The organism is Gallaecimonas mangrovi, assembly GCF_003367375.1.
Classification (GTDB): Bacteria; Pseudomonadota; Gammaproteobacteria; order Enterobacterales; family Gallaecimonadaceae; genus Gallaecimonas; species Gallaecimonas mangrovi.
Map to the genome: position 1 here is coordinate 2710738 of NZ_CP031416.1, position 24519 is coordinate 2735256.

Annotated in this window: 21 protein-coding genes and 6 tRNA genes; 21 read left to right on the top strand and 6 right to left on the bottom strand. The window is 53.7% G+C overall.

Annotation, left to right across the window (positions count from 1 at the left end):
• Positions 1 to 2 precede the first annotated feature (2 nt).
• From DW350_RS13020 to uxaC, 4 genes are all read right to left on the bottom strand, one after another.
• Positions 3 to 1676: a methyl-accepting chemotaxis protein gene (locus DW350_RS13020; protein WP_192954676.1), complete on the bottom strand. Its 1674-nt coding sequence runs from the start codon at positions 1674 to 1676 to the stop codon at positions 3 to 5.
• Positions 1677 to 1846: 170 nt separating this feature from the next.
• Positions 1847 to 3517, bottom strand: a complete 1671-nt coding sequence (locus DW350_RS13025; RefSeq protein ID WP_115719350.1) for a methyl-accepting chemotaxis protein — start codon at positions 3515 to 3517, stop codon at positions 1847 to 1849.
• A 258-nt stretch (positions 3518 to 3775) separates the two neighbouring features.
• Positions 3776 to 5218, bottom strand: coding sequence for a mannitol dehydrogenase family protein (locus DW350_RS13030; protein ID WP_115719351.1), 1443 nt, complete (start codon positions 5216 to 5218; stop codon positions 3776 to 3778).
• Entirely contained in the window at positions 5215 to 6630 is a 1416-nt protein-coding gene (gene uxaC, locus DW350_RS13035; protein WP_115719352.1) for a glucuronate isomerase, read from the bottom strand. Before uxaC ends, DW350_RS13030 begins: the two co-directional genes overlap by 4 nt.
• Positions 6631 to 6951: 321 nt before the next feature.
• On the opposite strand from uxaC, the gene DW350_RS13040 reads away from it, so the two are divergent.
• From DW350_RS13040 to DW350_RS13070, 7 genes are all read left to right on the top strand, one after another.
• Positions 6952 to 7028 (top strand) — tRNA-Met (locus tag DW350_RS13040).
• An 11-nt stretch (positions 7029 to 7039) separates the two neighbouring features.
• Positions 7040 to 7124: transfer RNA gene (locus DW350_RS13045), tRNA-Leu, on the top strand.
• 4 nt (positions 7125 to 7128) lie between these two features.
• Positions 7129 to 7203: transfer RNA gene (locus DW350_RS13050), tRNA-Gln, on the top strand.
• Between the two features lie 92 nt (positions 7204 to 7295).
• Positions 7296 to 7372 (top strand) — tRNA-Met (locus DW350_RS13055).
• Between the two features lie 9 nt (positions 7373 to 7381).
• Positions 7382 to 7456: transfer RNA gene (locus DW350_RS13060), tRNA-Gln, on the top strand.
• A gap of 52 nt (positions 7457 to 7508) precedes the next feature.
• Positions 7509 to 7583: transfer RNA gene (locus DW350_RS13065), tRNA-Gln, on the top strand.
• Positions 7584 to 7683: 100 nt separating this feature from the next.
• The gene (locus tag DW350_RS13070) at positions 7684 to 8040 is read left to right on the top strand and encodes a gamma-glutamylcyclotransferase family protein (RefSeq protein ID WP_115719353.1); all 357 of its coding nucleotides are present in this window, start codon (positions 7684 to 7686) and stop codon (positions 8038 to 8040) included.
• A gap of 185 nt (positions 8041 to 8225) precedes the next feature.
• On the opposite strand, the gene DW350_RS13075 is transcribed toward DW350_RS13070, so the two are convergent.
• Positions 8226 to 9368 (bottom strand): FAD-dependent monooxygenase, encoded by a 1143-nt coding sequence (locus DW350_RS13075; protein WP_115719354.1) that lies wholly within the window; start codon positions 9366 to 9368, stop codon positions 8226 to 8228.
• A gap of 137 nt (positions 9369 to 9505) precedes the next feature.
• Here DW350_RS13075 and DW350_RS13080 point away from each other — a divergent pair, with 137 nt between their 5' ends.
• The 6 genes from DW350_RS13080 (at position 9506) to lnt (ending at position 15305) form a co-directional block, all read left to right on the top strand.
• On the top strand, positions 9506 to 9850 hold the full coding sequence (locus DW350_RS13080; protein ID WP_192954677.1) for a DUF3718 domain-containing protein: 345 nt from the start codon (positions 9506 to 9508) through the stop codon (positions 9848 to 9850).
• A gap of 144 nt (positions 9851 to 9994) precedes the next feature.
• Positions 9995 to 11437 (top strand): tRNA (N6-isopentenyl adenosine(37)-C2)-methylthiotransferase MiaB, encoded by a 1443-nt coding sequence (gene miaB, locus DW350_RS13085; protein WP_115719356.1) that lies wholly within the window; start codon positions 9995 to 9997, stop codon positions 11435 to 11437.
• A 57-nt stretch (positions 11438 to 11494) separates the two neighbouring features.
• Positions 11495 to 12490: a PhoH family protein gene (locus DW350_RS13090; protein ID WP_115720639.1), complete on the top strand. Its 996-nt coding sequence runs from the start codon at positions 11495 to 11497 to the stop codon at positions 12488 to 12490.
• On the top strand, positions 12487 to 12951 hold the full coding sequence (gene ybeY / locus DW350_RS13095) for an rRNA maturation RNase YbeY (protein ID WP_115719357.1): 465 nt from the start codon (positions 12487 to 12489) through the stop codon (positions 12949 to 12951). Before DW350_RS13090 ends, ybeY begins: the two co-directional genes overlap by 4 nt.
• Positions 12952 to 12969: 18 nt before the next feature.
• Positions 12970 to 13830 (top strand): CNNM family magnesium/cobalt transport protein CorC, encoded by an 861-nt coding sequence (corC, locus tag DW350_RS13100; protein ID WP_115719358.1) that lies wholly within the window; start codon positions 12970 to 12972, stop codon positions 13828 to 13830.
• The gene (gene lnt / locus DW350_RS13105; RefSeq protein WP_115719359.1) at positions 13827 to 15305 is read left to right on the top strand and encodes an apolipoprotein N-acyltransferase; all 1479 of its coding nucleotides are present in this window, start codon (positions 13827 to 13829) and stop codon (positions 15303 to 15305) included. The genes corC and lnt overlap by 4 nt, the downstream gene beginning before the upstream one ends.
• A 26-nt stretch (positions 15306 to 15331) precedes the next feature.
• Here lnt and DW350_RS13110 read toward each other — a convergent pair whose 3' ends face one another.
• Positions 15332 to 15793 (bottom strand): zinc ribbon-containing protein, encoded by a 462-nt coding sequence (locus tag DW350_RS13110; RefSeq protein ID WP_115719360.1) that lies wholly within the window; start codon positions 15791 to 15793, stop codon positions 15332 to 15334.
• A gap of 142 nt (positions 15794 to 15935) precedes the next feature.
• On the opposite strand from DW350_RS13110, the gene leuS reads away from it, so the two are divergent.
• The 8 genes from leuS to rodA all read left to right on the top strand — a co-directional run bounded on the left by leuS (position 15936) and on the right by rodA (position 24514).
• Complete coding sequence (gene leuS / locus DW350_RS13115; RefSeq protein ID WP_115719361.1) at positions 15936 to 18518, top strand: leucine--tRNA ligase; 2583 nt, start codon at positions 15936 to 15938, stop codon at positions 18516 to 18518.
• A gap of 80 nt (positions 18519 to 18598) precedes the next feature.
• Entirely contained in the window at positions 18599 to 18985 is a 387-nt protein-coding gene (locus DW350_RS13120) for an LPS-assembly lipoprotein LptE (RefSeq protein WP_115719362.1), read from the top strand.
• Positions 18985 to 20013, top strand: a complete 1029-nt coding sequence (holA, locus tag DW350_RS13125) for a DNA polymerase III subunit delta (protein WP_115719363.1) — start codon at positions 18985 to 18987, stop codon at positions 20011 to 20013. The genes DW350_RS13120 and holA overlap by 1 nt, the downstream gene beginning before the upstream one ends.
• Positions 20010 to 20645: a nicotinate-nucleotide adenylyltransferase gene (nadD, locus tag DW350_RS13130; protein ID WP_115719364.1), complete on the top strand. Its 636-nt coding sequence runs from the start codon at positions 20010 to 20012 to the stop codon at positions 20643 to 20645. Before holA ends, nadD begins: the two co-directional genes overlap by 4 nt.
• A gap of 33 nt (positions 20646 to 20678) precedes the next feature.
• Entirely contained in the window at positions 20679 to 20996 is a 318-nt protein-coding gene (gene rsfS, locus DW350_RS13135; protein ID WP_115719365.1) for a ribosome silencing factor, read from the top strand.
• A complete protein-coding gene (rlmH, locus tag DW350_RS13140) occupies positions 20996 to 21463 on the top strand; it encodes a 23S rRNA (pseudouridine(1915)-N(3))-methyltransferase RlmH (RefSeq protein WP_115719366.1) in 468 nt (155 codons plus the stop codon). Before rsfS ends, rlmH begins: the two co-directional genes overlap by 1 nt.
• A gap of 1 nt (position 21464) precedes the next feature.
• The gene (mrdA, locus tag DW350_RS13145; RefSeq protein WP_115719367.1) at positions 21465 to 23408 is read left to right on the top strand and encodes a penicillin-binding protein 2; all 1944 of its coding nucleotides are present in this window, start codon (positions 21465 to 21467) and stop codon (positions 23406 to 23408) included.
• Between the two features lie 8 nt (positions 23409 to 23416).
• Positions 23417 to 24514 (top strand): rod shape-determining protein RodA, encoded by a 1098-nt coding sequence (gene rodA / locus DW350_RS13150; RefSeq protein ID WP_115719368.1) that lies wholly within the window; start codon positions 23417 to 23419, stop codon positions 24512 to 24514.
• Positions 24515 to 24519 lie beyond the last annotated feature (5 nt).

A 24519-nucleotide genomic window follows, 5' to 3' on the forward strand; every position in this document is an offset into this window, starting at 1 on the left:
TATTAGACCTTGTTCGGTAACTGATAACCGGCGACCAAAGATTCCATGTTATTCGCTTCTTGCTTAAGGCTGCCGCTGGCTTCAAGCAATTGGTTGATAACCCGCTCGGTTTCTTCAACCGAGTCACGAATACCAAGAAGGTTACGGTTCACCTCTTCGGTCACCTGACTTTGCTGCTCGGCCGCGGCAGCAATTTGCGTACTGTGATCAGCCACTTGGGCGGTTTTTTCATTGATCACATCAAATTCCTGACGGGATGCTTCAACATTTTCCAAGGTTTTGTCTGCGGTATTGGCTGACTCGCGCATACGCAATACCGCGGTATCGGCCTGGTTGCCTAAACCTTTTATTACTTGCGCAATATCTTGGGTCGTTTTTTGGGAATGGCCCGCCAACTGCCGTACTTCGTCAGCTACAACAGCAAAACCGCGGCCTTGCTCACCGGCACGCGCCGCTTCAATGGCGGCGTTTAGGGCCAGCAGGTTGGTTTGTTCGGAAATGCCATCAATCGCATCGGTTAACTTGCCGATTTGTTTGACCCCTTGATTGACCTCTTCCACCGCCTGGGCGCTATTGGCCATATCTTCGGCTAACGAACGAACCGCATCGATAATTTGTTCAAGGGTCGTCATACCTTTACTGACCAAGTCAGAGGCATGCTGGGTGTCAGCGGCGCTGGCCTGGGCATTGTTGGCAACTTCTTGCGTGGAGCCGGCCATTTGTTCCAAAGCCGAAGCCAAGGTTTCCAAGCGTTGGCGCTGCGATAAAATCGCTTCGCCTACCTGGCTCATGCCGCTGTCCATTTGTACCGAGGCGCTGGCCAGTGTCATGGCACTGCTGCGCTGGGTATGCAGTACCTCTGCTAGCGCTTTACGGGTGTCGTCCAGGCCAATAGAGACTTCGGCAAACTCATCTTTACCACGCAGCGCTGTTGATTTGCTCAAGTCGCGCCGGCCGATGCTGCCCAGGCCTTGCATCAGTTCTTTTACCCGGCCCTTAATGGTTTTATTCACCGCAAAGATCCAAAGGCTTAGCACCACAATGGCGATCAGCAGTGAGATCACACTGTCGGTTAAAAAGCTGGTCATTTCTTTGTCGGCGGCATCGAGGTAAACGCCGCCAATCAAGATGTAATCACCAACAGGTACAACGTAGGAGTCTTTGATTACGCTGCCGGTGCCGGGCTTGATATAGCTGTAACGGAGCCTGGCAGGTACGCCGGTACGGCCTACTTTGGTCACCGCGTCGCGAAGGCCCAAGTCACTGTTTTCCAGTGAACGCTCTGACATCTGCGCCCCTTCCCTGGACAATTTAGGCGGGAAGATGGTGAGGTGGCCGTCGTGGCTGACTAAAAACAGATAGCCACTTTTGTCTTGCCCCCAACGCGCGTTGTAAAGAATTTCTCTGGCACGGCTCAAAAAATGTTCGGGGTCAGACTTGGCAATCGCCTTTAATACCCCTTGGTAGCCCTCAACCTGGTCAACCAGCTTGCTGTCAATCAGCTCCATCACTGAACTGCGGGTTTTATACGCGTTATACAGCGAGGAGATGGCTACGCTGATCACCACCAGGATCAGTAGCAATAACATCTTTTGCGATAAGTTCAGGCGGGCAGAAAAACGCTGCCAAAGACCTTCGTTGTTGGGTCGGTCAAACCCGGGAGATACAGCATGCATAAACAACTCATCCATCAATAAACGTTGGGGGGTAAGCAAGCGATTCGAGGGTAAATTAGCAAATTACGAAAAAAAGCAAGCAGAGTGCCTAGTATTGTAAGGCGACGAGGAGCGATAAACATATAAATGTTTAAGACTGGTCAGAGCAGACCAGCCTTAAACTGAAGCGGTTATCGCTCAAGGCGATAACTTTCCACCAGTTGCTCCATGTTTTGCGCCTCCCCTTTCAAACTGCTGCTGGCACTGTGCAATTCATTAACCACGGTTTCGGTTTCTTCAACTGCGTCACGAATGCCAATGAGGTTTTGGCTAACTTCTTCGGTCACCAAGCTTTGCTCTTCGGAAGCGGCAGCGATTTGCGTACTGTGGTCAGCAATCAGTGTGGCTTTGTCATTAATGGCGTTAAATTCACTGCGCGCCGCTTCCACCTCAGCCATGGTTTGCTCGGCGGCTTTTACCGCGCCATGCATCATGGTGACAGCTTGGCCAGTATGGCCAGTCAGGCTATTGATAACATTCGCGATATCTTGCGTTGTGCGCTGCGAATGCCCCGCTAGTTGCCGCACTTCATCGGCCACCACCGCAAAACCTCGGCCCTGCTCACCGGCGCGAGCAGCTTCAATGGCGGCATTGAGCGCCAACAGATTGGTTTGCTCGGCAATACCATTAATGGCAGAGGCCAGTTTGCCAATCTCGCTAACCCCTTGTTCTACTTCATCCACCGCCGATGCCGTGCTGTTCATATCTTCAGACAAGCGATGCACGGCGCTGATAATGCCATCAAGGGTTGTCATCCCCTCGGCAACCATACGGGCTGTGTGTTGGGTATCAGTGGCACTGGCCTGGGCATTCTTGGCCACTTCTTGGGTGGAACTGGCCATTTGCTCAAGTGCCGACGCCAAGGTTTCCAAACGCTGGCGCTGTGAAACCACCGCAGCACTGACCTGAACCATACCGTTGTCCATTTGGGTTGAGGTGCTGGCCAGTGTTACAGCGCTGGTGCGCTGGGCATTGAGTACATCAGACAACGCCAGGCGCGTGGTTTCCAGGCCTCTGGCCACCTCGGCAAATTCATCCTTGCCGTGCAGCAGCGCTGATTGGCTCAAGTCTCTTTCGCTAATGCGAGCAAGACCGGTCATAACCCGTTTCACCCGCACTTTAATGGCCTTATTAAGGCTCATGATCCAAAGCCCCAGCAGTGCCAGGGAACAGGCTAAAGCCAACAGGCTGCGCACCAAGAGCTGATGCATTTGCTTGTCGGCAGCATCAAGGTAAACACCGCCCGCTAACAGGTAGGGGCCAACCGGCACCACGTACACATCCTTAAGCACCTTGCCGCCACCCGGCTTTTGATAGCGATAACGCATTAAGGTCGGGGTTTTGGTTTGCCCAATCTCAGCAAGACCCTGGTTTAAATTCTTGCTGCGTCCTTCCAGCGCCACCGGGTCGGCAAAGCCTCCTTCCCGGCTCTTGTTCGGTGGATATATCGCTAATTCACCGCTGCTTTTCGTTAAAAACAGATAATCACTGTTGTCTTCACCCCAGCGAGCGGTTTCTAACACCTGGCGGCTCTTTTGCAGAAAATGCGCCGGATCTTGGTCATAAAACTGCTGCAAAAGCTTTTGGTAGCTGTCGACCTGGCTTTCAAGCCCCGTGTCGATAACCTCACGAATGGATTCGCGCGTTTCCAGGCCGTTAAAGGCATTGGTGGCCACCACACCAAGGGTGATAAGCCCCATCAAAAGCAGCATTTTTTGTGACAAGCGATAACGAGCAGACAGTCTGTCCCACCAACTGTCCTCATTTATCACTGATACCGCACCACGAGAAGCCGACTGCATAAAACCCTCACAACCCAAAATCAAGGGAAAACATTAAAATTCAAAAAGTTAAAGGCGGGATTGGCTGTAAAAGCACCCTTGATGGCCGCGGTTTATAGCCGATGGCAACCGCTGACCGAGTCTGCATCGGCCGTATGCAAAAAAGATGTAGGCCAATATTCACCAAAAAATTGACCTAAATCATAAAGATAGAAATAAAAATCGTACAAAAAAGCCGCAATTAATGCGGCTGGGTTTCTTTTACAGGCAGCAACCTTGCTACAAATGCAATTTGGCCGTCGCGAGAGTCATTCCGGCCAGGCGCTGATAAGCGGCATGAAGTTCGGCAATAAATACCGGATTATCGGCCAATTCACCGAAAACGCTTGTTAAGGCTAAAAAGTCAGCCACTGTCTCACAGGCCAGCAGTGAAGGAGCAATGGGGTCAACCACTTTGCCGCCGCATTGCCGCTGGCGCTGAATAAAGTGCAGCCAGGCTGCCACCGCAACACAGAGCCGCTTGATGCTGCGCCCCTGCTTTAGATTGTCTTTGACAGTCGCAAGCAGCCTGAACGGCAGCTTTTGCGAACCGTCCCAGGCAATTTGCGCCAGTAAATGGCGAATATAAGGATTGCGGTACCGTTCAATAATGGCGCTAGCGTAGGCGTTTATATCCAGCGCGTCGGGCACGGATAACGATGGCGCAATCTCCTCGCTGACCAGTGCTTCAATAAAGAACGCCAGCGCCGGTTGGTTTATGGCGTCATACACCGTTTCGAGGCCCAGTAAACTGCCCAAATAGGCCAAGGCAGAATGGGTGCCATTTAATAGCCTTAGCTTGGCTTGCTCATAAGGTGCGACGTTGCCGGTAAAGGTAACGCCAACCTTGTCTAGCGCAGGCTTTGGCCCACTGAAATTGTCTTCAATCACCCACTGGCAAAAGGCCTCACGTTTAATAGGCCAGGCATCACCAACCCCTAGCGTCGCGGCGACATCGGCCTTTAAAGCGGCATCTGATGCCGGCGTTATGGCATCGACCATGCAGCAGGGAAAGGCAACATGGTGTGTTATCCACTGGCTAAGGGCCGGGTCAAGGTATTGCGCCATAGCCAACACCGCGCTCTTTAACTTGTGGCCGTTATCGCTGAGGTTATCGCAGCTCAGCACAGTGAGGCCCAAAGTGCCTTGGTTAAAACGGCGCTTAAGGGCCGCCACCAAAAAGCCAATAGCGGACACTGGATTGTCGATGTCGGCCAAATCCGCTTGAATATCAGGGTGCTGCCAATCAAGCCCGCTGCCGTCCAAGCAATAGCCCTTCTCGGTAACGGTAAGGGTAACAAGGTGGGTGTCAGGGCTTGCCATTCGCGCCAAGATGGCGGCGTTATCAGCAGGGGCGGCAAGTAATTCGCTAAAAGCCCCTATCACGCGATACCGCGGTTCACGCTCTTGTATCGCCAAGGTATAGAGATTGTCTTGCTGGCCAAGGGCCGCTTTCAGCGAGGCTGAGCGCAAAGATACGCCGCAAATGCCCCAGCGATTATCCGTTGCCAGCAGGCTGTCGATATAGGCGGCCTGATGGGCGCGATGAAAGGCCCCCGGGCCAAGGTGGACAATGCCCGTTTTAATGGTTTGGCGCTGATAACAAGGCTTAATAACGGCCTTTGGCAGTGAAGCCAGCGCTGCATTGGTAAGCGGCGCTTTTGGAGTTGTATCACTGCTCATAACCGGTAAGCCTTTTTCGCCAAGTCGTAGGCCAGCGCCTTGGCCAGCTCAAAGCCGTCGTCTTCGCTTAAACGGTGCTCACTGATCAAGGTGGCCAAAAAGCGGCAATCAATACGCCGCGCCACATCATGACGGGCGGGAATAGATAAAAAGGCGCGGGTGTCATCGTTAAAGCCAACAGTGTTATAAAAACCTGCGGTTTCAGTTACCTGCTGGCGAAACCGCAACATGCCTTCGGGGCTGTCGTTAAACCACCAGGCAGGCCCTAGTTTCAGGCAAGGGTAGTGGCCCGCCAGCGGTGCTAGCTCGCGAGCATAACTGGTTTCATCAAGGGTAAAGACAATCAAGTTCAGGCGTGGGTCGTTACCGAATTTATCCAGCAGCGGCTTAAGGGCGGCAACGTATTCGGTAGCCGATGGCATATCGGCGCCTTTATCACGGCCAAAGCGCTCAAAAACCAGGGGGTTATGGTTACGATAAGCGCCGGGATGCAGTTGCATTACCATGCCATCATCAATACTCATGGCCGCCATTTCGGTAAGCATCTGGGCACGAAACAGCTCCTGCTGCGCCGCGCCAGCCTTACCACTCAAACAAAGCTCAAACAGAATACGGCTTTCAGCCGGAGACAAGTTCGCCGTAGCCGCTGTGGGGTGGCCATGGTCAGTGGCAGTAGCACCGTGCTCACGAAAAAACGCCCGCCGCTGGCGAAGCGCCGCTAGGTAACCGGCCCAACTGTGGGTATCTTCCCCGGTCAGTTCACCCAGCTTAAGCACATTATCGCGAAAATCTGGCCGCGAAGGGTCAACCACATCGTCGGGCCTAAAGGTGGTTATCAGCCGTTTCTCGATGCTGCTGCCTTTAATAGCGCCATGGTATTTAAGGCTATCCAAGGCACCTTCAGTTGTGGCGAGCACTTCAATATTAAAGCGGTCCAACAGCGCCCGGGGTTTAAAGGCCTCTGTCGCCAGCTTTTGGCTTATGACCTCAAAGTAATGTTCAGCGGTATCACTATCGAGCCTTTCGGTTAGCCCAAACACCTCGTGAAATACCGTTTCTAGCCAAAGTTGTGACGGCGTGGCGCGAAATAGCGGGTAATGCTTGGCAAACAGTCGCCAGATGGCGAGCGGGTCTTGTTCTACCGTACTGCCATCGAGCCGAGATATCCCCAAGGACTCAAGGCTGATGCCCTGGCTGTAGAGCATGCGAAACACGTAGTGGTCGGGGCGAATAAAAAGTTCGCTGGCATTTTCAAAGGCGGCGTTTTCGGCAAACCAGCGCGGATCAGTATGGCCATGTGGGCTGATAATGGGTAACGCTTTAATGCTTTGATAAAGACGCCGAGCAATAGCGCGCAGGCTGGGGTCGGCGGGGAATAAGCGGTCAGGGTGCAATAATAACGGCTTGGGCATGGGAGATCCTCGCAGCAATCGTCTGGCCGAAAAAATGCAAGATAATGGCGCGACCAGAACGTTTGCCTAACACCCTACCCCGTTAGGTGCCTAAGGGGCCATGCTTCCAGTGCGTTTTACAAAATAAAGCCACCCTTGTTCTTCATGGGTATTCACCCCGGCGCAATTGGCTTTTAGCAAGGCCCACCCCTTTTTTAAATTGGCCTAAATGGCTGAAAAAGTCCCCGCTTCTGAGCAAATAGTCGGCAAACAACACAGATAGGCCCTTAAACCGTTGACGCTATGCTTAGGTATCGGCATAATTCGCGCCGTTCACTCGTTGGCTATGTAGCTCAGTTGGTTAGAGCACATCACTCATAATGATGGGGTCGCAGGTTCGAATCCCGCCATAGCCACCATGAACAAAAATGCGGGAGTGGCGGAATTGGTAGACGCACTGGATTTAGGTTCCAGCGCCGCAAGGCGTGAGAGTTCAAGTCTCTCCTTCCGCACCACTACTGGAGTATCGCCAAGCGGTAAGGCAGCGGGTTTTGATCTCGCCATTCCTAGGTTCAAATCCTAGTACTCCAGCCATATTGAAGATGTCGGCTTAGGCGGGCATACGGGCACAATTCGATTAACCTTTTCGGTTTTGAACAATTGTTAGCTCAACGGGATTTAAGTGTGGCTATGTAGCTCAGTTGGTTAGAGCACATCACTCATAATGATGGGGTCGCAGGTTCGAATCCCGCCATAGCCACCATGATTTTGCTGGGGTATAGCCAAGCGGTAAGGCAGCGGGTTTTGATCTCGCCATTCCTAGGTTCGAATCCTAGTACCCCAGCCACTATTTAGGTATCTACACTGTAGATACCGAAGTAAAAGAAAAACGGTTTTGTTGGAGTATAGCCAAGCGGTAAGGCAGCGGGTTTTGATCTCGCCATTCCTAGGTTCGAATCCTAGTACTCCAGCCATTACATCAAGGCCCGCTTAATGCGGGCCTTTTCTTTTGTGTATTCCTGCCTTATGCAAGCAGCGCTATAGTGAGCCACTCCTTCGCAAACGGACTCGCTCATGCAAAAGCTTTTTTCCTATGGCACCTTACAGCAGCCAGAGGTGCAGTTAGCGCTCTTTGGCCGTCTACTTGCGGGCAACCAAGATAGCCTGCCTGGCTATGTTTTAGGGTCAGTAACCATTCGCGACCAAGAGGTTATTCGCCAAAGCGGCACTGCCGTACACCCCATTTTGCAATTTACAGGCAACGCTGCTGATAAAGTGCCCGGCATGGTATTTTTGATAAGTGATGCCGAGCTGGCGCAATCAGATGCGTACGAAGTAGAAGAATACCAAAGGGTTGAAGCCGTAATGGCATCAGGCAACAACGTCTGGATTTACAGAGATGCTAACGACAAGGCGCCGTATTCTGACTAACCAGAAACAACCGCCGTCCCTGGCGGTTCATGCCACCTCGCACTTCCTGTGCTCGCGCTCAGCTGCAGCAAAGCAGTGCTTTGCTTTCATCAAATTCCAAAGTTGAGAGCCATCCCTGGCGGTTCATGCCACCTCGCACATCCTGTGTGCTCGCGCTCAGCTGCAGCAAAGCAGTGCTTTGCTTTCTAGCTGAGCCCCGCGGCGTAACGGAGGATTTGTTTTTTGATTGGCGGCAGGAAATCCAGGCCCATTACGGCCAGGCCTCGTAGGTGGCTGAGTAGCGGTTTGTCGGTGGAAAAACCCTTGTAGCAAGCATCCATCATGCTTTGCATCAGCAGGTTATGGGGCTTGCGGGCCCGCTCATAACGCTTAAGTAATGCATCAGTCCACCAATTCTCACCGCTTGTAAAGGCGCCGCCAATAATACGGTCCAGCGCTTCGACATCACGAAAGCCCAGGTTGACTCCCTGCCCGGCTAACGGGTTGATGGTATGCGCAGCATCGCCCACCAACCATACGCCACGCTGGCCGTAGCGCTGGGCGTGCCGGCGGGTAAGGGCAAAATTACCGGCGCTAATCACGGCGATATCTCCCAGCAGGGCCGGGTAAACCTTGTGGGCTTCAGTAACCAGTTGCTCTGGGGAAAGTGCGCTTAGGCGTTTGATTTCAGCCGGGCTGTCATACCAGGCCAGCACCGCTTGGTTATTAACCATTGGCAACCAGGCCTTGGGGCCGGTTGCGGTAAATTGCTGCCAGGTGGTGTCTTGCATTTGGCCTTGGGTTTTAACCGCCACCAACATGCAGCGCTGACGGTAGTCCCAACCGCTAAGGCCGATGCCGGCTTGTTGGCGCAGCCAAGACTGAGCGCCATCGGCAGCAATGGCTAGGGGCGCGGTCAGGCTTTCGCCATTATCAAGGGTTAAGGTCACGCCGTCTGCGTGGTGGCAAAACTCGTTGGCGCGAGCCAGTTTTACGGTAACGGTCTTTGGTAATGCCTCCCAAATGGCCTGCTGCAGGCGGCTATTTTCAATAAAGAGCCCCAACTGCTCACAGCCAATTTCGTCACTACTAAACTGGCAAGTTTGGTCGCCATCAAACACCGTAAGATGCTGATACGGCTGGCAATGGCCTTCAGGAAATTCAACACCTAGGTTTTTAAGGTAACTGACCGAGCCTTCACTAATGGCACTGACTCTTGGGTCTAGCTGTTCCGGGGCTTTGGGGGCTTGTAATTCAATCAGCGCTATACGCATGCCTTGGCGGCCAAGGGCTAATGCCAAAGCAGCGCCCACCATGCCACCGCCATTGATAATTAAATCAAATTTCATTACTGCTCCTTTTGCATGGCGCCATTGTACGCTCAAGCCTGGGGCCACTGACAAAAACTCTTACATTTGCGCAAGGAATAACCGGCAACCTTTTCGTGTCTAATGCAATGCCACCCGGCAAACAGTGGAGATGCAACATGAAATGCAAAATGTTACTGGCCGGGGCTGCCGTGGTTATGTTGTCCACTCCTGCCCTAGCGGCCATGGACTCTTACGTTGAAAGTGCCCTTATTGAAGTTTGTAAGGCCTCAATCAACAATAAACCTCACCAACTGAATGGCAAGGTAAAAGAACACCGCCTGACCTACCCGGTGATCGCCAACAAACTGATGTGTAATGGCCAAAGCGTTTATCACTTTGCCAAAGACCACAATGCCGATCGCACCGCCGCGCTTATCTTTACGCGCGGTAATTTAGGTACTGTCACCATTGAAGACCTGGCCCAAACCGCTGGCGACCAACGCTGGTATGTGTCCTTCTAAACCCCATAGTGCCACCTCCTTGTTGGGGGTGGCCTGTTCTGGATCAGCAAAAAGCCTTCGCCCGCTTGTGGTAGCCACCGTTGCCTTGGGGTAGAATATGCGGTCATTTTTCCATCCCGATAGAAGTTGCAGGTAGCGAGTCACATGGGCCAGAAGTTGCACATCAAAACCTGGGGTTGCCAGATGAACGAGTACGATTCCGCAAAAATGGCGGATCTGCTGGGCAGCACCCACGATCTTAGTGTCACCGAGATCCCCGAAGAGGCGGATGTGCTGCTACTCAATACCTGCTCGATTCGTGAAAAGGCGCAGGAAAAGGTCTTTCATCAGCTTGGCCGCTGGAAAGAGCTGAAAAAAACCAACCCGAACCTGGTGATAGGGGTTGGCGGCTGCGTGGCCTCGCAAGAAGGTGAATACCTGCGCGAACGTGCCCCATATGTGGACATTGTCTTTGGCCCACAAACCCTGCACCGCTTGCCGGAAATGATTAACCAAGTGCGCGGCACCAAGTCCGCCATTGTCGATATTTCCTTCCCGGAAATCGAAAAATTCGACCGCTTGCCCGAGCCAAAAGCCGAAGGCCCCAGCGCCTTTGTTTCCATCATGGAAGGCTGTTCAAAATATTGTTCCTTCTGCGTGGTGCCTTACACTCGCGGTGAAGAAGTCAGCCGCCCGGTAGACGACGTTTTGTACGAAGTGGCGCAACTGGCCGAACAAGGCGTGCGGGAAGTGAACCTGTTAGGCCAAAACGTTAATGCCTTTCGCGGTGCCACCCATGACGATGGCATTTGCAGCTTTGCCGAACTGCTGCGTTTGGTCGCCGCCATCGACGGCATCGACCGCATTCGCTACACCACCAGCCACCCACTGGAATTTACCGACGATATTATCGACGTGTACCGCGACACCCCGGAAGTGGTGAGCTTTTTGCACCTGCCGGTACAAAGTGGCTCTGACCGGGTGCTGACCTTAATGAAGCGCAATCACACTGCGCTGGAATACAAATCGAAAATTCGCCGGCTGCGCGAGGCTCGCCCTGACCTGTGCTTAAGCTCAGACTTTATTGTTGGCTTCCCTAACGAGTCAGACGATGATTTTGAGCGCACCATGAAGCTGATTAGCGACGTGGGCTTTGACCAAAGCTTTAGCTTTATCTATTCGGCCCGTCCCGGCACCCCGGCTGCGGATATTCCTGATGATGTGACCGAAGACACCAAAAAGCAGCGGCTCTATATTCTGCAAGAACGTATCAACCAGCAGGCGATGCAAATCAGCCGCCGTATGCACGGCACCGTGCAGCGCATTCTGGTTGAAGGCCCCTCGAAGAAGAACCCGATGGAGCTTCGTGGCCGCACCGAAAATATGCGGGTTGTAAATTTTGAAGGCAGCCCCAATCTGATTGGTAGTTTTGTGGATGTACAGATAACCGACGTATATCCGCATTCCCTGCGTGGCACCGTGGTGCGTACCGAGCCCGAAATGGGCCTGCGTGTGGCCGTTAACCCGGCTGACATTGTTGCCCAGTATGATGCCCGTAATGGCAAGGCTGACGCCCTTGGCGTCGCCACTTTTGACCCCACAGCGTAAGAGGAAGAATTGGCTAACCCTTTACTGACTGTCAGCGTACATCTCGAGCCCGCCAACATGGACCGCTTGGCGTCCTTGTGCGGGCCTTTCGATGACAACCTCAAACAGATTGAGCGCCGCTTAGGCGTTGAGATCAACTACCGCGACAACCACTTTCAAATTCTGGGCCGCGCCATTACCGCCAAAGCGGTAGCCGACTTGCTGCGCGACCTATACGTGGAAACAGCGCCGGTAAAAAACAAGATACAAGACCTTGACCCGCAACTGGTGCACCTGGCTATTCAAGAACTGAAGGTGCTGGAAGCCGAGTCCGGTGTTGATGAAAACCGCGAGATTTTCGTCAAAACCAAGCGCGGCGTCATTAAGCCGCGTACCCCTAACCAGGGCACCTACATCCAAAACATTCTCAATCACGACATCAGCTTTGGCATAGGCCCGGCCGGTACCGGTAAAACCTACCTGGCCGTTGCTTGCGCCGTTGATGCCTTGGAGCGTCAGGAAATTCGCCGCATTCTGCTGACCCGCCCGGCCGTGGAAGCCGGGGAAAAACTAGGCTTTTTGCCGGGGGATTTAAGCCAGAAGGTTGACCCTTACCTACGCCCGCTCTACGACGCCCTTTTTGAAATGCTTGGTTTTGAAAAGGTTGAACGGCTGATTGAGCGCAATGTGATTGAAGTGGCGCCCCTTGCCTACATGCGCGGGCGCACCTTGAACGACGCCTTTATCATCCTTGATGAAAGCCAAAACACCACGGTTGAACAGATGAAAATGTTCTTAACCCGTATCGGCTTTAACTCCAAGGCGGTTATCACCGGCGATATAACCCAGGTGGACTTGCCGCGCGGTGCCCGTTCAGGCCTTCGCCATGCCATTGAAGTGCTGCAAGATGTGGAAGACTTATCTTTTAACTTCTTTCAGTCAGCTGACGTGGTGCGCCACCCGGTGGTGTCAAAAATCATCAATGCTTACGATGCTTTTGAGCAGCAGCAAGAACGCATCAAAGCCGAGCGCCGCCGCGAACGCGAACAACAAGCGCAGGACAGCCGCGAATGACCCTTTACCTGGATTTGCAGGTTGCTTCCAAGGCCAAAGACATCCCCAGCCAACAGCAATTTGAGCTGTGGGTGTCGGCGGCCCTTAAAGACAGTGGCCGCGATGACACCGAACTGACGGTGCGCATTGTTGACGAAGAAGAAGGGCTGGAGCTTAACAGCACCTACCGTGGTAAGGATTACGCCACCAATGTGTTGTCCTTCCCTTTCGAAATGCCAGAAGGCATTGAGCTGCCGCTGATTGGCGATTTGGTGATTTGCGCCGGGGTAATGGCCCGCGAGGCTGCCGAGCAGCAAAAAACCGCCGAGGCCCATTGGGCGCACCTTGTTATTCATGGCACCTTGCATTTGCTGGGGTATGACCATATAAAGGACGAGGATGCGGAGCTGATGGAAAGCAAAGAAATTGAGCTTCTACAAGGCCTTGGGTTTGCTGACCCTTACGGCGACCGCGACATTTAAATACTGGTTTAAAGGATTATGAGCGACGACAATCCCCACTCGAGTCAGGGCTCTTCCAAGAGCTGGCTTGACCGCATCAGCCATTTCTTCTCTGACGAGCCCAAGAACCGTGATGACTTGATGTTGGTCATCGAAAGCGCCACCGAGCGTGAGCTTATCGATGTTCAAACCAAAGACATGCTGCAAGGTGTGTTGGATGTATCCGAGTTGCGGGTCAGGGATATTATGATCCCCCGCAGCCAAATCGTGGCTATCGACAAAAGCCAAAAGGTGCAGGACTTTCTGCCCACCATTATCGAATCTGCCCACTCCCGCTTTCCCATCATCAACGAAGACAAAGACCACATTGAAGGCATGCTGCTGGCCAAAGATCTGCTCAAATACGCCTTTGGCCAGGCCGAGGATGACTTTGATTTAGATAAGGTCAAACGTGAAGCGGTAATAGTGCCTGAGTCAAAACGGGTGGATGTGCTGCTAAAAGAATTTCGCTCTGGGCGTTTTCACATGGCCATCGTCATTGACGAATTTGGCGGTGTGTCAGGCCTGGTGACCATCGAAGACATTCTCGAAGAAATCGTCGGGGATATCGAAGATGAATACGACGCCGAAGACAACGACGGCGACGAAATTCGTAAACTGACCAACCGCACCTTTGCGGTAGCAGCGCTAACTCCCATTGAAGACTTTAACGACCACTTTGGTAGCCAGTTCTCCGATGAAGACGTAGACACCGTGGGTGGCTTGGTGATGCATGCCTTTGGCCACTTGCCAGCCCGTGGCGAAGAAGTGCGGCTCGACGGTATGCAGTTTAAAGTCAGCCGCGCCGACAAACGCCGTCTTATTCAACTACAAGTGACGCTGCCAGAAGAGCAGGAATGAAAAAACAGATTGCACTCAGAGCCCTGTGGGTTTGGTGTTTGGGGGCGCTGAGCCATCTGGCTTTTGCCCCTTACCATCAAGCCTGGTTACTGCTATTTACCCTGCCGCTTTGGCTTTGGCAAATACAGCACAAAAGCCCCCGCCAAGGTGGCTTTTTAAGTTTTTGCTTTGGCTTTGGTTTTTTTGTTACCGGCGTGGCCTGGGTGCATGTGTCTATCTACCAGTTTGGTGGTATGCCACTGCTGGTCAGCATGCTAATCATGGCGGTGCTGGCCTTCTATTTAGCGCTCTACCCGGCCCTGGTTGGTTATTACCTTAACCGCTTTTTCCCCCTTGCCAATTGGCCCCGCTTTTTGGTGGCGCTGCCGGTATTGTGGCTGGCCAGCGAATGGCTGCGCGGCTGGCTTTTAACCGGTTTTCCCTGGCTGAACCTAGGGGTAAGCCAGTTAGACACCCCCTTTGGCAATTACCTGCCCATTGGCTCGGAAGTGCTGGCCGGTTTTATGCTGGTGCTGTGCTGCGGCATGCTGGCCTATGCCCGCTATCAAAAGCGCTGGGCGCTGTTTGCGCTAATGCTAATCGGCCTGTCGGCGTTGCTGCCCAGCAGTTGGGTGAAGTATCGCGGCCAAACCCTGTCGGTGGCCCTGGTGCAGGGCAATATCCCGCAAAGCATGAAGTGGGACCCAGACGCACTGGTCAAATCGCTTTATAAATACTTGGACTTGTCGCGCCCGCACATGAATGCCGACATGCTGGTGTGGCCCGAAGGCGCCATTGCTGACCTTGAACAAAACCAGCAAGGCTTTTTAAGCCAGCTTAATGCCATCACCGGTTTTCGTAAAAATAACCTCGTCACCGGCATCATTGATTACAACAACCAAACCCATAACTACTACAACACGGTGATTGTGCTCGACGGCCACTATCACTACGGCGACGCTAATCGCTATATCAAGCACCATTTATTGCCCATTGGCGAGTTTGTGCCCTTTGGTGATTTGCTGCGGCCACTGGCACCGCTTTTTAATCTGCCCATGTCCGATTTTGCCCGCGGTGCCTACCGGCAACCCAACCTGAAAATAGGCAAATTTAAAGGCGCCATGGCCATTTGCTATGAGGTGGCGTTTTCTCGCCAGGTCAGAGCCAATGTTGATAAAGACACTGACTTTTTGATGACAGTGTCCAACGATGCCTGGTTTGGTGACTCCATCGGCCCCTGGCAGCACTTGCAAATTGCCCAAGCCCGCGCCAAAGAGCTGGGCCGGCCGATGATCCGCGACACCGACAACGGCGTTACCGCCACCATGGATGCCCAAGGCCATATTCGCCGTGAGCTGCCCCGCTTTGTCGCCGCCACCCTGACCGACAAACTGCCGTTGGTCACCGGCCAAACCCCTTATGGCCGCTTTGGCTTGCTGTGGTGCTGGCTGTTGCTGCCATTGGTTATTGCCGGTTGGCGTTTTCGGTTGGATTAAAAAAGCCGGGCTTAGCCCGGCTTTTTTTATTCCTGGTGGCGAAACTCGCGCTGAAATTGGTTATTACCGCATTGCGGACACAAGGGAATGCGGCCAGGGTGATAGAACTCCATCACAAAACCGCAGCGAATGCAGCGTAGCGCCCCAAAACCGATGTAATCATCGGCTTTGTAACCCTCGGGGTGTTGTAAATCGTTGGCAAAAGACTGCCAGGCCAGAGCGGTTTGGTCGGCCCCTTCATATAAAAGCTTCCACAGCTCCTCGGTTCGCGGGTCTACGTCCAGTTCCCCTTCGTGTTCAGACAAGGCATGCAGGTCGTCTTTTAACTTGGCTTCAATCAAGGCCAATTCATCTTTGGTCATATCACCGGCGGCCTGAAGCAAGCCCTTGGCCTCTTCCACCAGCGCATCAAAGCTGGCTTCTACCTCGCCTTCTTTAATGCGTTTTTTCAATTCATCAAGCAGGCGCTGATAACCTTTTACTGCCATGGTCTGACTCCTTTGTTTTGCTTTGTAATACGCTGAGCGCCACCAGAATGCAAGAAGGCGCAAAGGTGGGTGGCGGGGGACCTTTGCGCAAGGTATCCTATGGCGATTCTATTTAAGCCCAGTTTTCGCAACGCGGTAACCCATGCAAGAACAATACGATCACAGCGCCATTGAACCCCAGGTACAACGTCACTGGGAAGAGAACAAGACCTTCGTGGTCACCGAGGATTCAAGCAAGGAAAAGTATTACTGCCTTTCCATGTTCCCCTACCCGTCCGGCCGCCTCCATATGGGCCACGTACGTAACTATACCCTCGGTGATGTGATCTCTCGCTACCAGCGTATGCAAGGCAAAAACGTGTTACAGCCCATGGGCTGGGACGCTTTCGGCCTGCCGGCAGAAAACGCCGCTGTTAAAAACAAAAGCGCCCCTGCCAAGTGGACTTACGAAAACATCGCTTACATGAAAGGCCAGCTGAAAATGCTCGGCTTTGGCTACGACTGGACCCGTGAAGTCACCACCTGTACCCCCGAGTACTACCGTTGGGAACAGTGGTTTTTCACCAAATTGTTCGAAAAAGGCCTGGTTTACAAAAAAATGGCCACCGTTAACTGGGACCCAGTTGACCAAACCGTGCTGGCAAACGAGCAAGTGGTTGATGGCCGTGGTTGGCGTTCTGGTGCCCTTGTTGAGCAAAAACAAATTCCGCAGTGGTTCGTTAAAATCACTGACTACGCCGAAGAGTTGCTGACTGGCCTTGAGCAATTAGAAGGCTGGCCGGACACCGTTAAATCCATGCAAGCGCATTGGATTGGCCGCTCTGAAGGCGTGGAGCTGAGCTTTACCGTTGACGGTGAAGACAACACCCTGGACGTTTACACCACCCGCCCAGACACCTTGATGGGTGTCACCTATGTGGGTATTGCCGCCGGGCACCCGCTGGCTGAAAAAGCCGCTGCCAACTACCCGGAGCTGGCGGCCTTTATCGAAGAGTGTAAAAACACCAAGGTGGCAGAAGCCGATATGGCCACCATGGAGAAAAAAGGCATGGATACCGGTCTTAAGGCCATCCACCCTTTGACCGGCCAAGAAGTTCCGATTTGGGTCGCCAACTTCGTCTTGATGGATTACGGCACCGGCGCCGTGATGGCCGTGCCTGCCCACGACCAACGCGACTGGGAATTTGCCAGCAAATACGGTCTCAACATCAAACCCGTTATTGCCTTTGCGGATGCCGAAGGCGACATCACAGCAGCAGCGCTGACCGGCAAAAGCGGCACCCTGGTTAATTCCGGCGAGTTTGATGGTTTGGATTTCCAAAACGCTTTTGATGCCATTGCCAATAAGCTTGAAAGCCTGGGCTGCGGCAGCCGCAAGGTAAACTACCGCCTGCGCGACTGGGGTGTTTCTCGCCAGCGTTATTGGGGCGCGCCCATTCCAATGCTGACCCTGGAAGACGGTATCACGGTGCCGGTACCAGAAGATCAGCTGCCGGTGCGCCTGCCAGAAGACGTGGTGATGGACGGTATTACCAGCCCCATCAAGGCCGACCCCGAGTGGCGTAAAACCACCTATAACGGCCAAGCCGCGGAGTTTGAAACCGACACCTTCGACACCTTTATGGAATCGAGCTGGTATTACGCCCGTTATGCCAGCGCCCATACCGACGATGCCATGCTCGACCCAAGCAAAGCCAATTACTGGCTGCCGGCCGACCAATACGTCGGCGGTATTGAACACGCAGTGATGCATCTGTTGTACTCGCGCTTTTACCACAAGCTGCTGCGCGACGAAGGCCTGGTTGACTCTGACGAGCCCTTTAAACGCCTGCTGTGCCAAGGCATGGTGCTGGCGGACGCCTTTTACTATGTTAACGACAAAGGCGGCCGCGAGTGGGTATCACCGCTGGATGTGAACGTTGAGCGTGACGACAAGGGCCGCATTGTTAAAGCCACCGACAACCACGGCCACGAGGTTATCTACGACGGCATGTCGAAGATGTCCAAGTCCAAAAACAACGGCATCGACCCGCAAGTGATGGTTGAGCGCTACGGCGCCGATACCGTGCGCCTGTTTATGATGTTCGCCGCGCCACCGGAGCTGACCCTGGAATGGATTGAGTCTGGCGTGGAAGGGGCTAATCGCTTTATCAAGCGAATTTGGAAGCTGGCCTTTGAACACCAGGCGAAAGGCCCGGTGGCAGCGCTGGCTGTCAACGCCCTTAGCAATGACCAAAAAGCGCTGCGCCGCGAGCTGCACAAAACCATCGCCAAAGTGGATGATGACCTGGGCCGCCGCCAAACCTTCAACACCGCCATTGCCGCCGTGATGGAACTGCTGAATAAACTGGCAAAAGCACCACAAGATTCCGAACAAGACCGCGCCTTGTTGCAAGAAGCGCTGGTCAGTATCACCTTGCTGCTGCACCCCATTATTCCCCATGTCACCACCGAGCTTTATCAGGCACTGGGCGGTGAAGGCGACATTTGCGACGCACCTTTCCCGGTGGCTGACCAAGCGGCGCTGGTGGAAGATGAAAAGCTCATCGTGCTGCAAGTAAACGGCAAAGTACGGGGCAAAATTACCGTGCCGGCCGATATCAGCAAGGCAGATTTAGAAGCCAAGGCCATGGCAGACGAAAACGTACAGCGTTTCCTTGAAGGGGTAACGGTACGCAAGGTCATCGTGGTGCCTGGTAAACTGGTTAACATCGTCGCCAACTAAGGACTGGATATGCGCTGGCTTGTGCTTTCAATGATGTTGCTGCTGGGGGCTGTGGTTTTCACCTCCAGGGTAGCTATGAAATGCCCCAAAACTACAAAGCGGTAACCCTCACCAGCTTTGACCAGTACGCCGACATCACCAAGGAAGTGGCGAAAAGTCTGACCGCTCGCGGCGTTGATATTGCCGCCAAGGGCCCTGAGATCCATCTGGTAAAAGACCAGTTGGATCGTCAGGCGCTGAGTTTGTTCAGCACCGGCCAGGTAGCGGAGTATGAATTGGTGTATACCCTGACCTGGCAAATTATCCAAAAGGGTAAAGACCCCGAGGATAAAACCATTGAAGTACGCCGCGACTACCAAGACGACCCGACCAAACTGCTGGCCAAAGACCGGGAGCGGGAATTGTTGGTTCAGGAAATGCGTAAAGAAGCCGCCGACCGCCTGGTTCGCCAGCTGGCTCAGGGCTAATGCAGATCCGCGCCCAGCAACTTAGCGAGGCGCTCAAACGCCAGCCCCAATGGGTGCTGGTGTTCGGGGATGACCCTTTCTTGGTGGAAGATGCCCTGAATAAGGTACGCGGCTACGGCCGCCAATGGGGCGTTGAAGAACGCTTGAGTTTTACCGTTGAAGGCGGCTTTGACTGGGCAGTGGTGCGCGAAGAGTACCAAAGCTTGTCATTGTTCGCCTCGCGGCGGCTTATCGAAATCAACCTGCAGCAAAAGCCGGATGAGTCCGGCAAAGCACTATTGCAGGAACTCACCCAACACCCAAACCCAGACGTATTGTTGGTGCTGCGCGGCCCGCGCGCCGAAAAAGCCATGACCAATGCCGCCTGGTTCAAGGCCATGAACGAGCAAGGCATTTATCTGCCAATTTACCCGCTTAATGACCGCGAATTTCCCGGTTGGCTGGCAAGACAGCTGCAAGATGCCGGCTTTAAAGCAGGCAACGAGGCGGTGCAAGCGTTAGCGCACTTTACCGAAGGTAACTTGCTGGCCGCCGCCCAAGAAGTGGAAAAACTCACCCTGCTCTACCCCGCAGGCCCCCTAACCGAAGAAGACATCAATAACGCGGTGCTAGACCACGCCCGTTATGACCTTTTTCAGTGGACCGATGCGCTGTTGGGCAATGATGCCGCCAAAGCGTTAAGGGTTCTCACCCGGGTTGTCGAAGAAGGCACAGAGCCACCGCTATTGCTTTGGGCCCTTGGCCGCGAGCTCGACACCTTACTGGCATTGGCAACCTCGGGAAATCCCCAGGCAGAACTTGGCAAAAGGCGCTTGCCGCCGCACCGCAAAGGCCTTTACTTAGGGGCGCTAAAACGACTACCGGCCGGGCGTCTGCGGCAAATTGGCCGCCATTTAGCCTGGCTTGACCAACACTTTAAAACCCAAGATGGCAGCGATATTGTTCAGGGCTTTCAGGATTTAACCTTGGCGTTCTTCCCAGGAGTTCGCCCGCCGCTGCCGGTTATTCGTCCGGAGTATGCATCATGAAGCCCATTGGTTTTTTTGGTGGCACCTTCGACCCCATTCACCTTGGCCATCTGCGTATGGCCATTGAGGTGATGGAAACCTTCGCCTTAGAAAGCCTGACCTTGTTGCCCAACAAGGTGCCGCCGCACCGGCCACAACCGATAGCCAGTGCCGAACAGCGCCTGACAATGACGCAGCTGGCCGTTAAGGATATTGCCGGACTTACCGTCGATGATCTTGAGCTTAAACGCGACGGCGACTCTTACACCGTTGATACCCTCGAACACTTAGCGCGTAAATTCCCGGGCCGCCCGTTGCTGTTTATGATGGGCATGGACAGTTTGTTATCGTTTACCGCTTGGCATGGCTGGCAGCGTATTTTGCAGCTGGCGTCTCTGGCGGTGTGTTGCCGCCCTGGCCACCGCTTAGAGCCCGATGCCTTAGATGCGCAGTTATCGACCCGCCTTAGCACGGGCCCCATTATTGGCCCCGGGCAAATTGTGCCGCTCACCACCACCGAGCTGGCGATTTCGGCAACCGATATTCGAACACGGGTAAAAAACGGCCAGCGCTTGGATTTTTTGCTTCCTCGGGCGGTGGTGGAATACATTCAAACGTCAGGGCTGTACCGGGCTGACAGCGCTTCGTGCTAGACTCCCCGCCTTCCATTTTTGACAGGTATTTTCATGAACGGCGAACAACTTAAAGATTTTGTTGTCGATAAGGCCGACGACCTTAAAGCCGTGGATATCAAAGCCATTGATGTACGCGGCAAATCGTCTGTGACCGAATTTTTGGTGATCTGCTCCGGCACCTCCAGAACCCACGTTAACGCCATTGCCGAAAACGTGGTGACCGAGGCCAAGCATACCGGCCTGCAACCGTTGGGGATGGAAGGTAAATCCGGCGGTGAATGGGTGCTGGTAGATCTGGGCGATGTGGTACTGCACGTGATGCAGGAACAGACCCGCGATTTTTACCAACTGGAAAAGCTCTGGGGCTGATGAAGCTCAAATTGATTGCTGTCGGTCAAAAGATGCCCAGCTGGGTGACCGAAGGCTTTAATGAATATCAACGCCGTTTTCCCCGTGACTGCCCGCTAGAGCTGATTGAAGTTCCAGCCGGTAAGCGGGGTAAAAATGCCGACATCGCCCGTATCCTTGAAAAGGAAGGTGAGTTGATGCTGGCACAGGCGCAGGGTTGCCATATCGTGACTCTGGACATTCCAGGCAAGGCCTGGGACACCCACCAACTGGCAGAGCAATGGACGCGCTGGCAAACCGATGGCCGGGATGTGGCTATTATGGTGGGCGGTCCTGAGGGTTTAGCGCCCGCCGTTAAATCAGCTGCCGAGCAATCCTGGTCGCTATCTACTCTTACCCTGCCCCACCCTCTGGTGCGGGTGGTGATGGCAGAGGCTCTTTATCGGGCCTGGAGTCTGAACAACAACCATCCGTACCACAGAGAATAAGATGGCGTTTAAGAAAGTCCCGATCCGTGACCACAGTTTTGAAGCGTCTTTATTTTGGCGTCGGGCCTTATTTTCCTTGCTGGTGGTGGTGATTTGCTTTGGCGCCTTGCTGGTTAACCTTTACCACCTGCAAATCGACGAACACAAAGACTACCAAGTTCGCTCTAACGACAACCGCATCAAACTGGTGCCGGTGGCTCCTAACCGCGGCATTATCTATGACCGCAATGGTGTCCCGCTGGCCGAAAACCGCCCGGTGTATTCGCTAGAAGTGGTGCCAGAGCAGGTAAAATCCTGGGACAAGCCGCTGGCGAGCTTGCAAAAACTGCTGGGCATTGACGACGACACCATCAGCGACTTTAAAGCATCGCTAAAAGGCGTGCACCGCTTTAAGCGCGTGACGTTGCTCGAAGAGATGACCGAAAAACAGGTGGCCGAGTTTTCGGTTAACCAGCACAACTACCCTGGTTTTTCCGTTGAAGCGCGCCTGAAACGCTATTACCCCTACGGCGATGCCATGACCCACGTGCTGGGCTATGTGGCGCGTATCAATGACCGCGACTTACAGGACTTGGCCGAGAAGAACCAGCTTTCTAACTACGCCGCCACCCATGAAATTGGCAAGCTGGGCGTGGAACGTTATTACGAAAGCATGCTGCACGGCGAAGTTGGCTACATGGAAGTGGAAGTCAATAACCGTGGCCGGGTGATCAGGACCTTGCGTTTTAAGCCGCCGGTACCGGGTAAAGATTTATACCTCAACATTGACTTGGGCCTGCAACTTAAAGCCCAAGAATTGCTAGCCGGCCACCGTGGTTCCATTGTTGCCATTGACCCGCGCGACGGGGGTATTTTGGCGATGGCCAGTATGCCGTCTTACGACCCCAACCTGTTTGTCAGAGGCATTTCCAGCAAGGAATACAATAAGCTGCTGCACTCGCCCGACCGGCCGCTGATTAACCGCTCCACCCAAGGGCGCTATCCGCCGGGTTCAACCGTTAAACCCTTTTTGGCCTTAGCCGGCCTTGAAGAAGGTGCCATTACCCCCGAATTTAAAATCTTTGACCCAGGCTACTTTGAACTGCCTAACGTTGACCACAAATGGCGCGACTGGAAGCGCTGGGGCCATGGCTGGGTCAACATGCGCAAAGCCATTGCCGAGTCTTGTGACACCTATTTTTATCGACTGGCGCTGAGCCTGGGTATCGACAAAATTCATAGCTGGATGACCAAATTTGGCTTCGGTAAATATTCCGGCATTGATATTCACGAAGAGACCAATGGCGTTATGCCGTCCAAGGAGTGGAAGCGCCGGCGCTTCCATCAACCCTGGTATTTAGGCGATACCATTCCGGTCGGTATCGGCCAGAGTTACTGGACCGTAACGCCGGTGCAATTAGCCACAGCGGTGACCATCATGGCCGACTCTGGGGTACACCACTCGCCAAGACTGCTGCGCGCCACTGGCACGGCAGCAGATATTCAAATGGTGCCGGTAGAAGACCAACCAAAAGTGGAGGCAAGTGCCAAAAGCTGGCATGAAGTGCAAAGTGCCATGCGCTACACCGTTACCAGCCCCAGCGGCTCGGCGCACCGCGCCTTGAATGACGCCCCTTATACCGCTACCGGTAAAACTGGTACCGCCCAGGTGGTAAACGTTGGCCAAGGTGAACGCTATGACGCCCACAAGGTGGAAGAGCGGCACCGTGATAACGCCATGTTCATTACCTACGCACCTTATGAACAGCCGAAAATTGTGGTTACCGTTGCCCTTGAAAACGTCATTGGCGGAGGTAGTTCGGTGGCGGCACCGGTTGCCAGAAAAATACTCGACTACTACTTGCTCGATGAAGGCCACTTGACCGACAAGCCGGGCGAAAGGCCGCCGCCAGCGCCAGGTTCCACCAAAGGTAAGAAACAAAAAACCGAGGACAAAGCCCAATGAGACCCTCGATGAACGAACCCAGAAGCCTGCTTAACCGCTTGCACCTCGACGGGTGGTTGCTGCTGTTATTACTGTGTTTGATGGTGGTAAGCCTGGTGGTGGTGTATTCCGCCTCGGGCCAGTCCATGGCCATGACCGAGCGGCAGATGCTGCGCTGGGGTCTGGCGCTGGGTCTTACCGTGGTGCTGGCGCAAATTCCGCCCGACACCTATAAGCGTTGGGCAATGCCACTGTTTGGCGCCGGTACCTTAATGCTGTTGGCGGTGCTATTGGTTGGCGATGTGGGCAAAGGGGCGCAGCGCTGGCTAGACCTTGGCATTATGCGCTTTCAGCCATCCGAAATTATGAAGCTGGCCGTGCCGATGATGGTGTCTTATTACATTTCACGCCATCCCCTACCTCCCACCTTTTTGCAGTTACTTAAAGGCTTTGTACTGGTACTGGTGCCAACACTGCTGATCGCCAAGCAGCCTGACTTGGGCACGGCCATATTGATTGCCGCCTCTGGCGTTTTTGTTTTGTTTTTATCAGGCATGAGCTGGCGTCTGGTAATTGCGGCGTTAACCGCCATTGGCGCCTTTTTGCCAGTGTTGTGGTTTTTCTTGATGAAAGACTACCAGCGCCAGCGGGTGCTGACTTTTTTGAACCCCGAGTCTGACCCTCTTGGCAGTGGCTATCACATTATTCAGTCAAAAATCGCCATCGGCTCTGGCGGCCTGTGGGGTAAAGGCTGGCTGCACGGCACGCAATCGCAGCTGGAGTTTTTACCAGAGCGCCATACCGACTTTATTTTTGCCGTGTTAAGTGAAGAATTTGGCCTTATTGGCGTCAGTTGTCTGTTGCTGTTGTACCTGGCAATCATCACCCGCGGCCTTTATTTGGCGACCCAGGCTCAAACGGCGTTCAGCCGCCTGTTAGGTGGTGCCATTATGCTGACCTTTTTTGTGTACGTATTTGTCAATATCGGTATGGTGTCTGGCATCTTACCGGTGGTAGGGGTACCTCTGCCATTGGTGTCTTATGGTGGTACATCCATAGTGACGCTGATGGCCGGTTTTGGCATCCTGATGGCAATTCATACCCACAAACGTCTGTTGCAAAGCTGACGGAG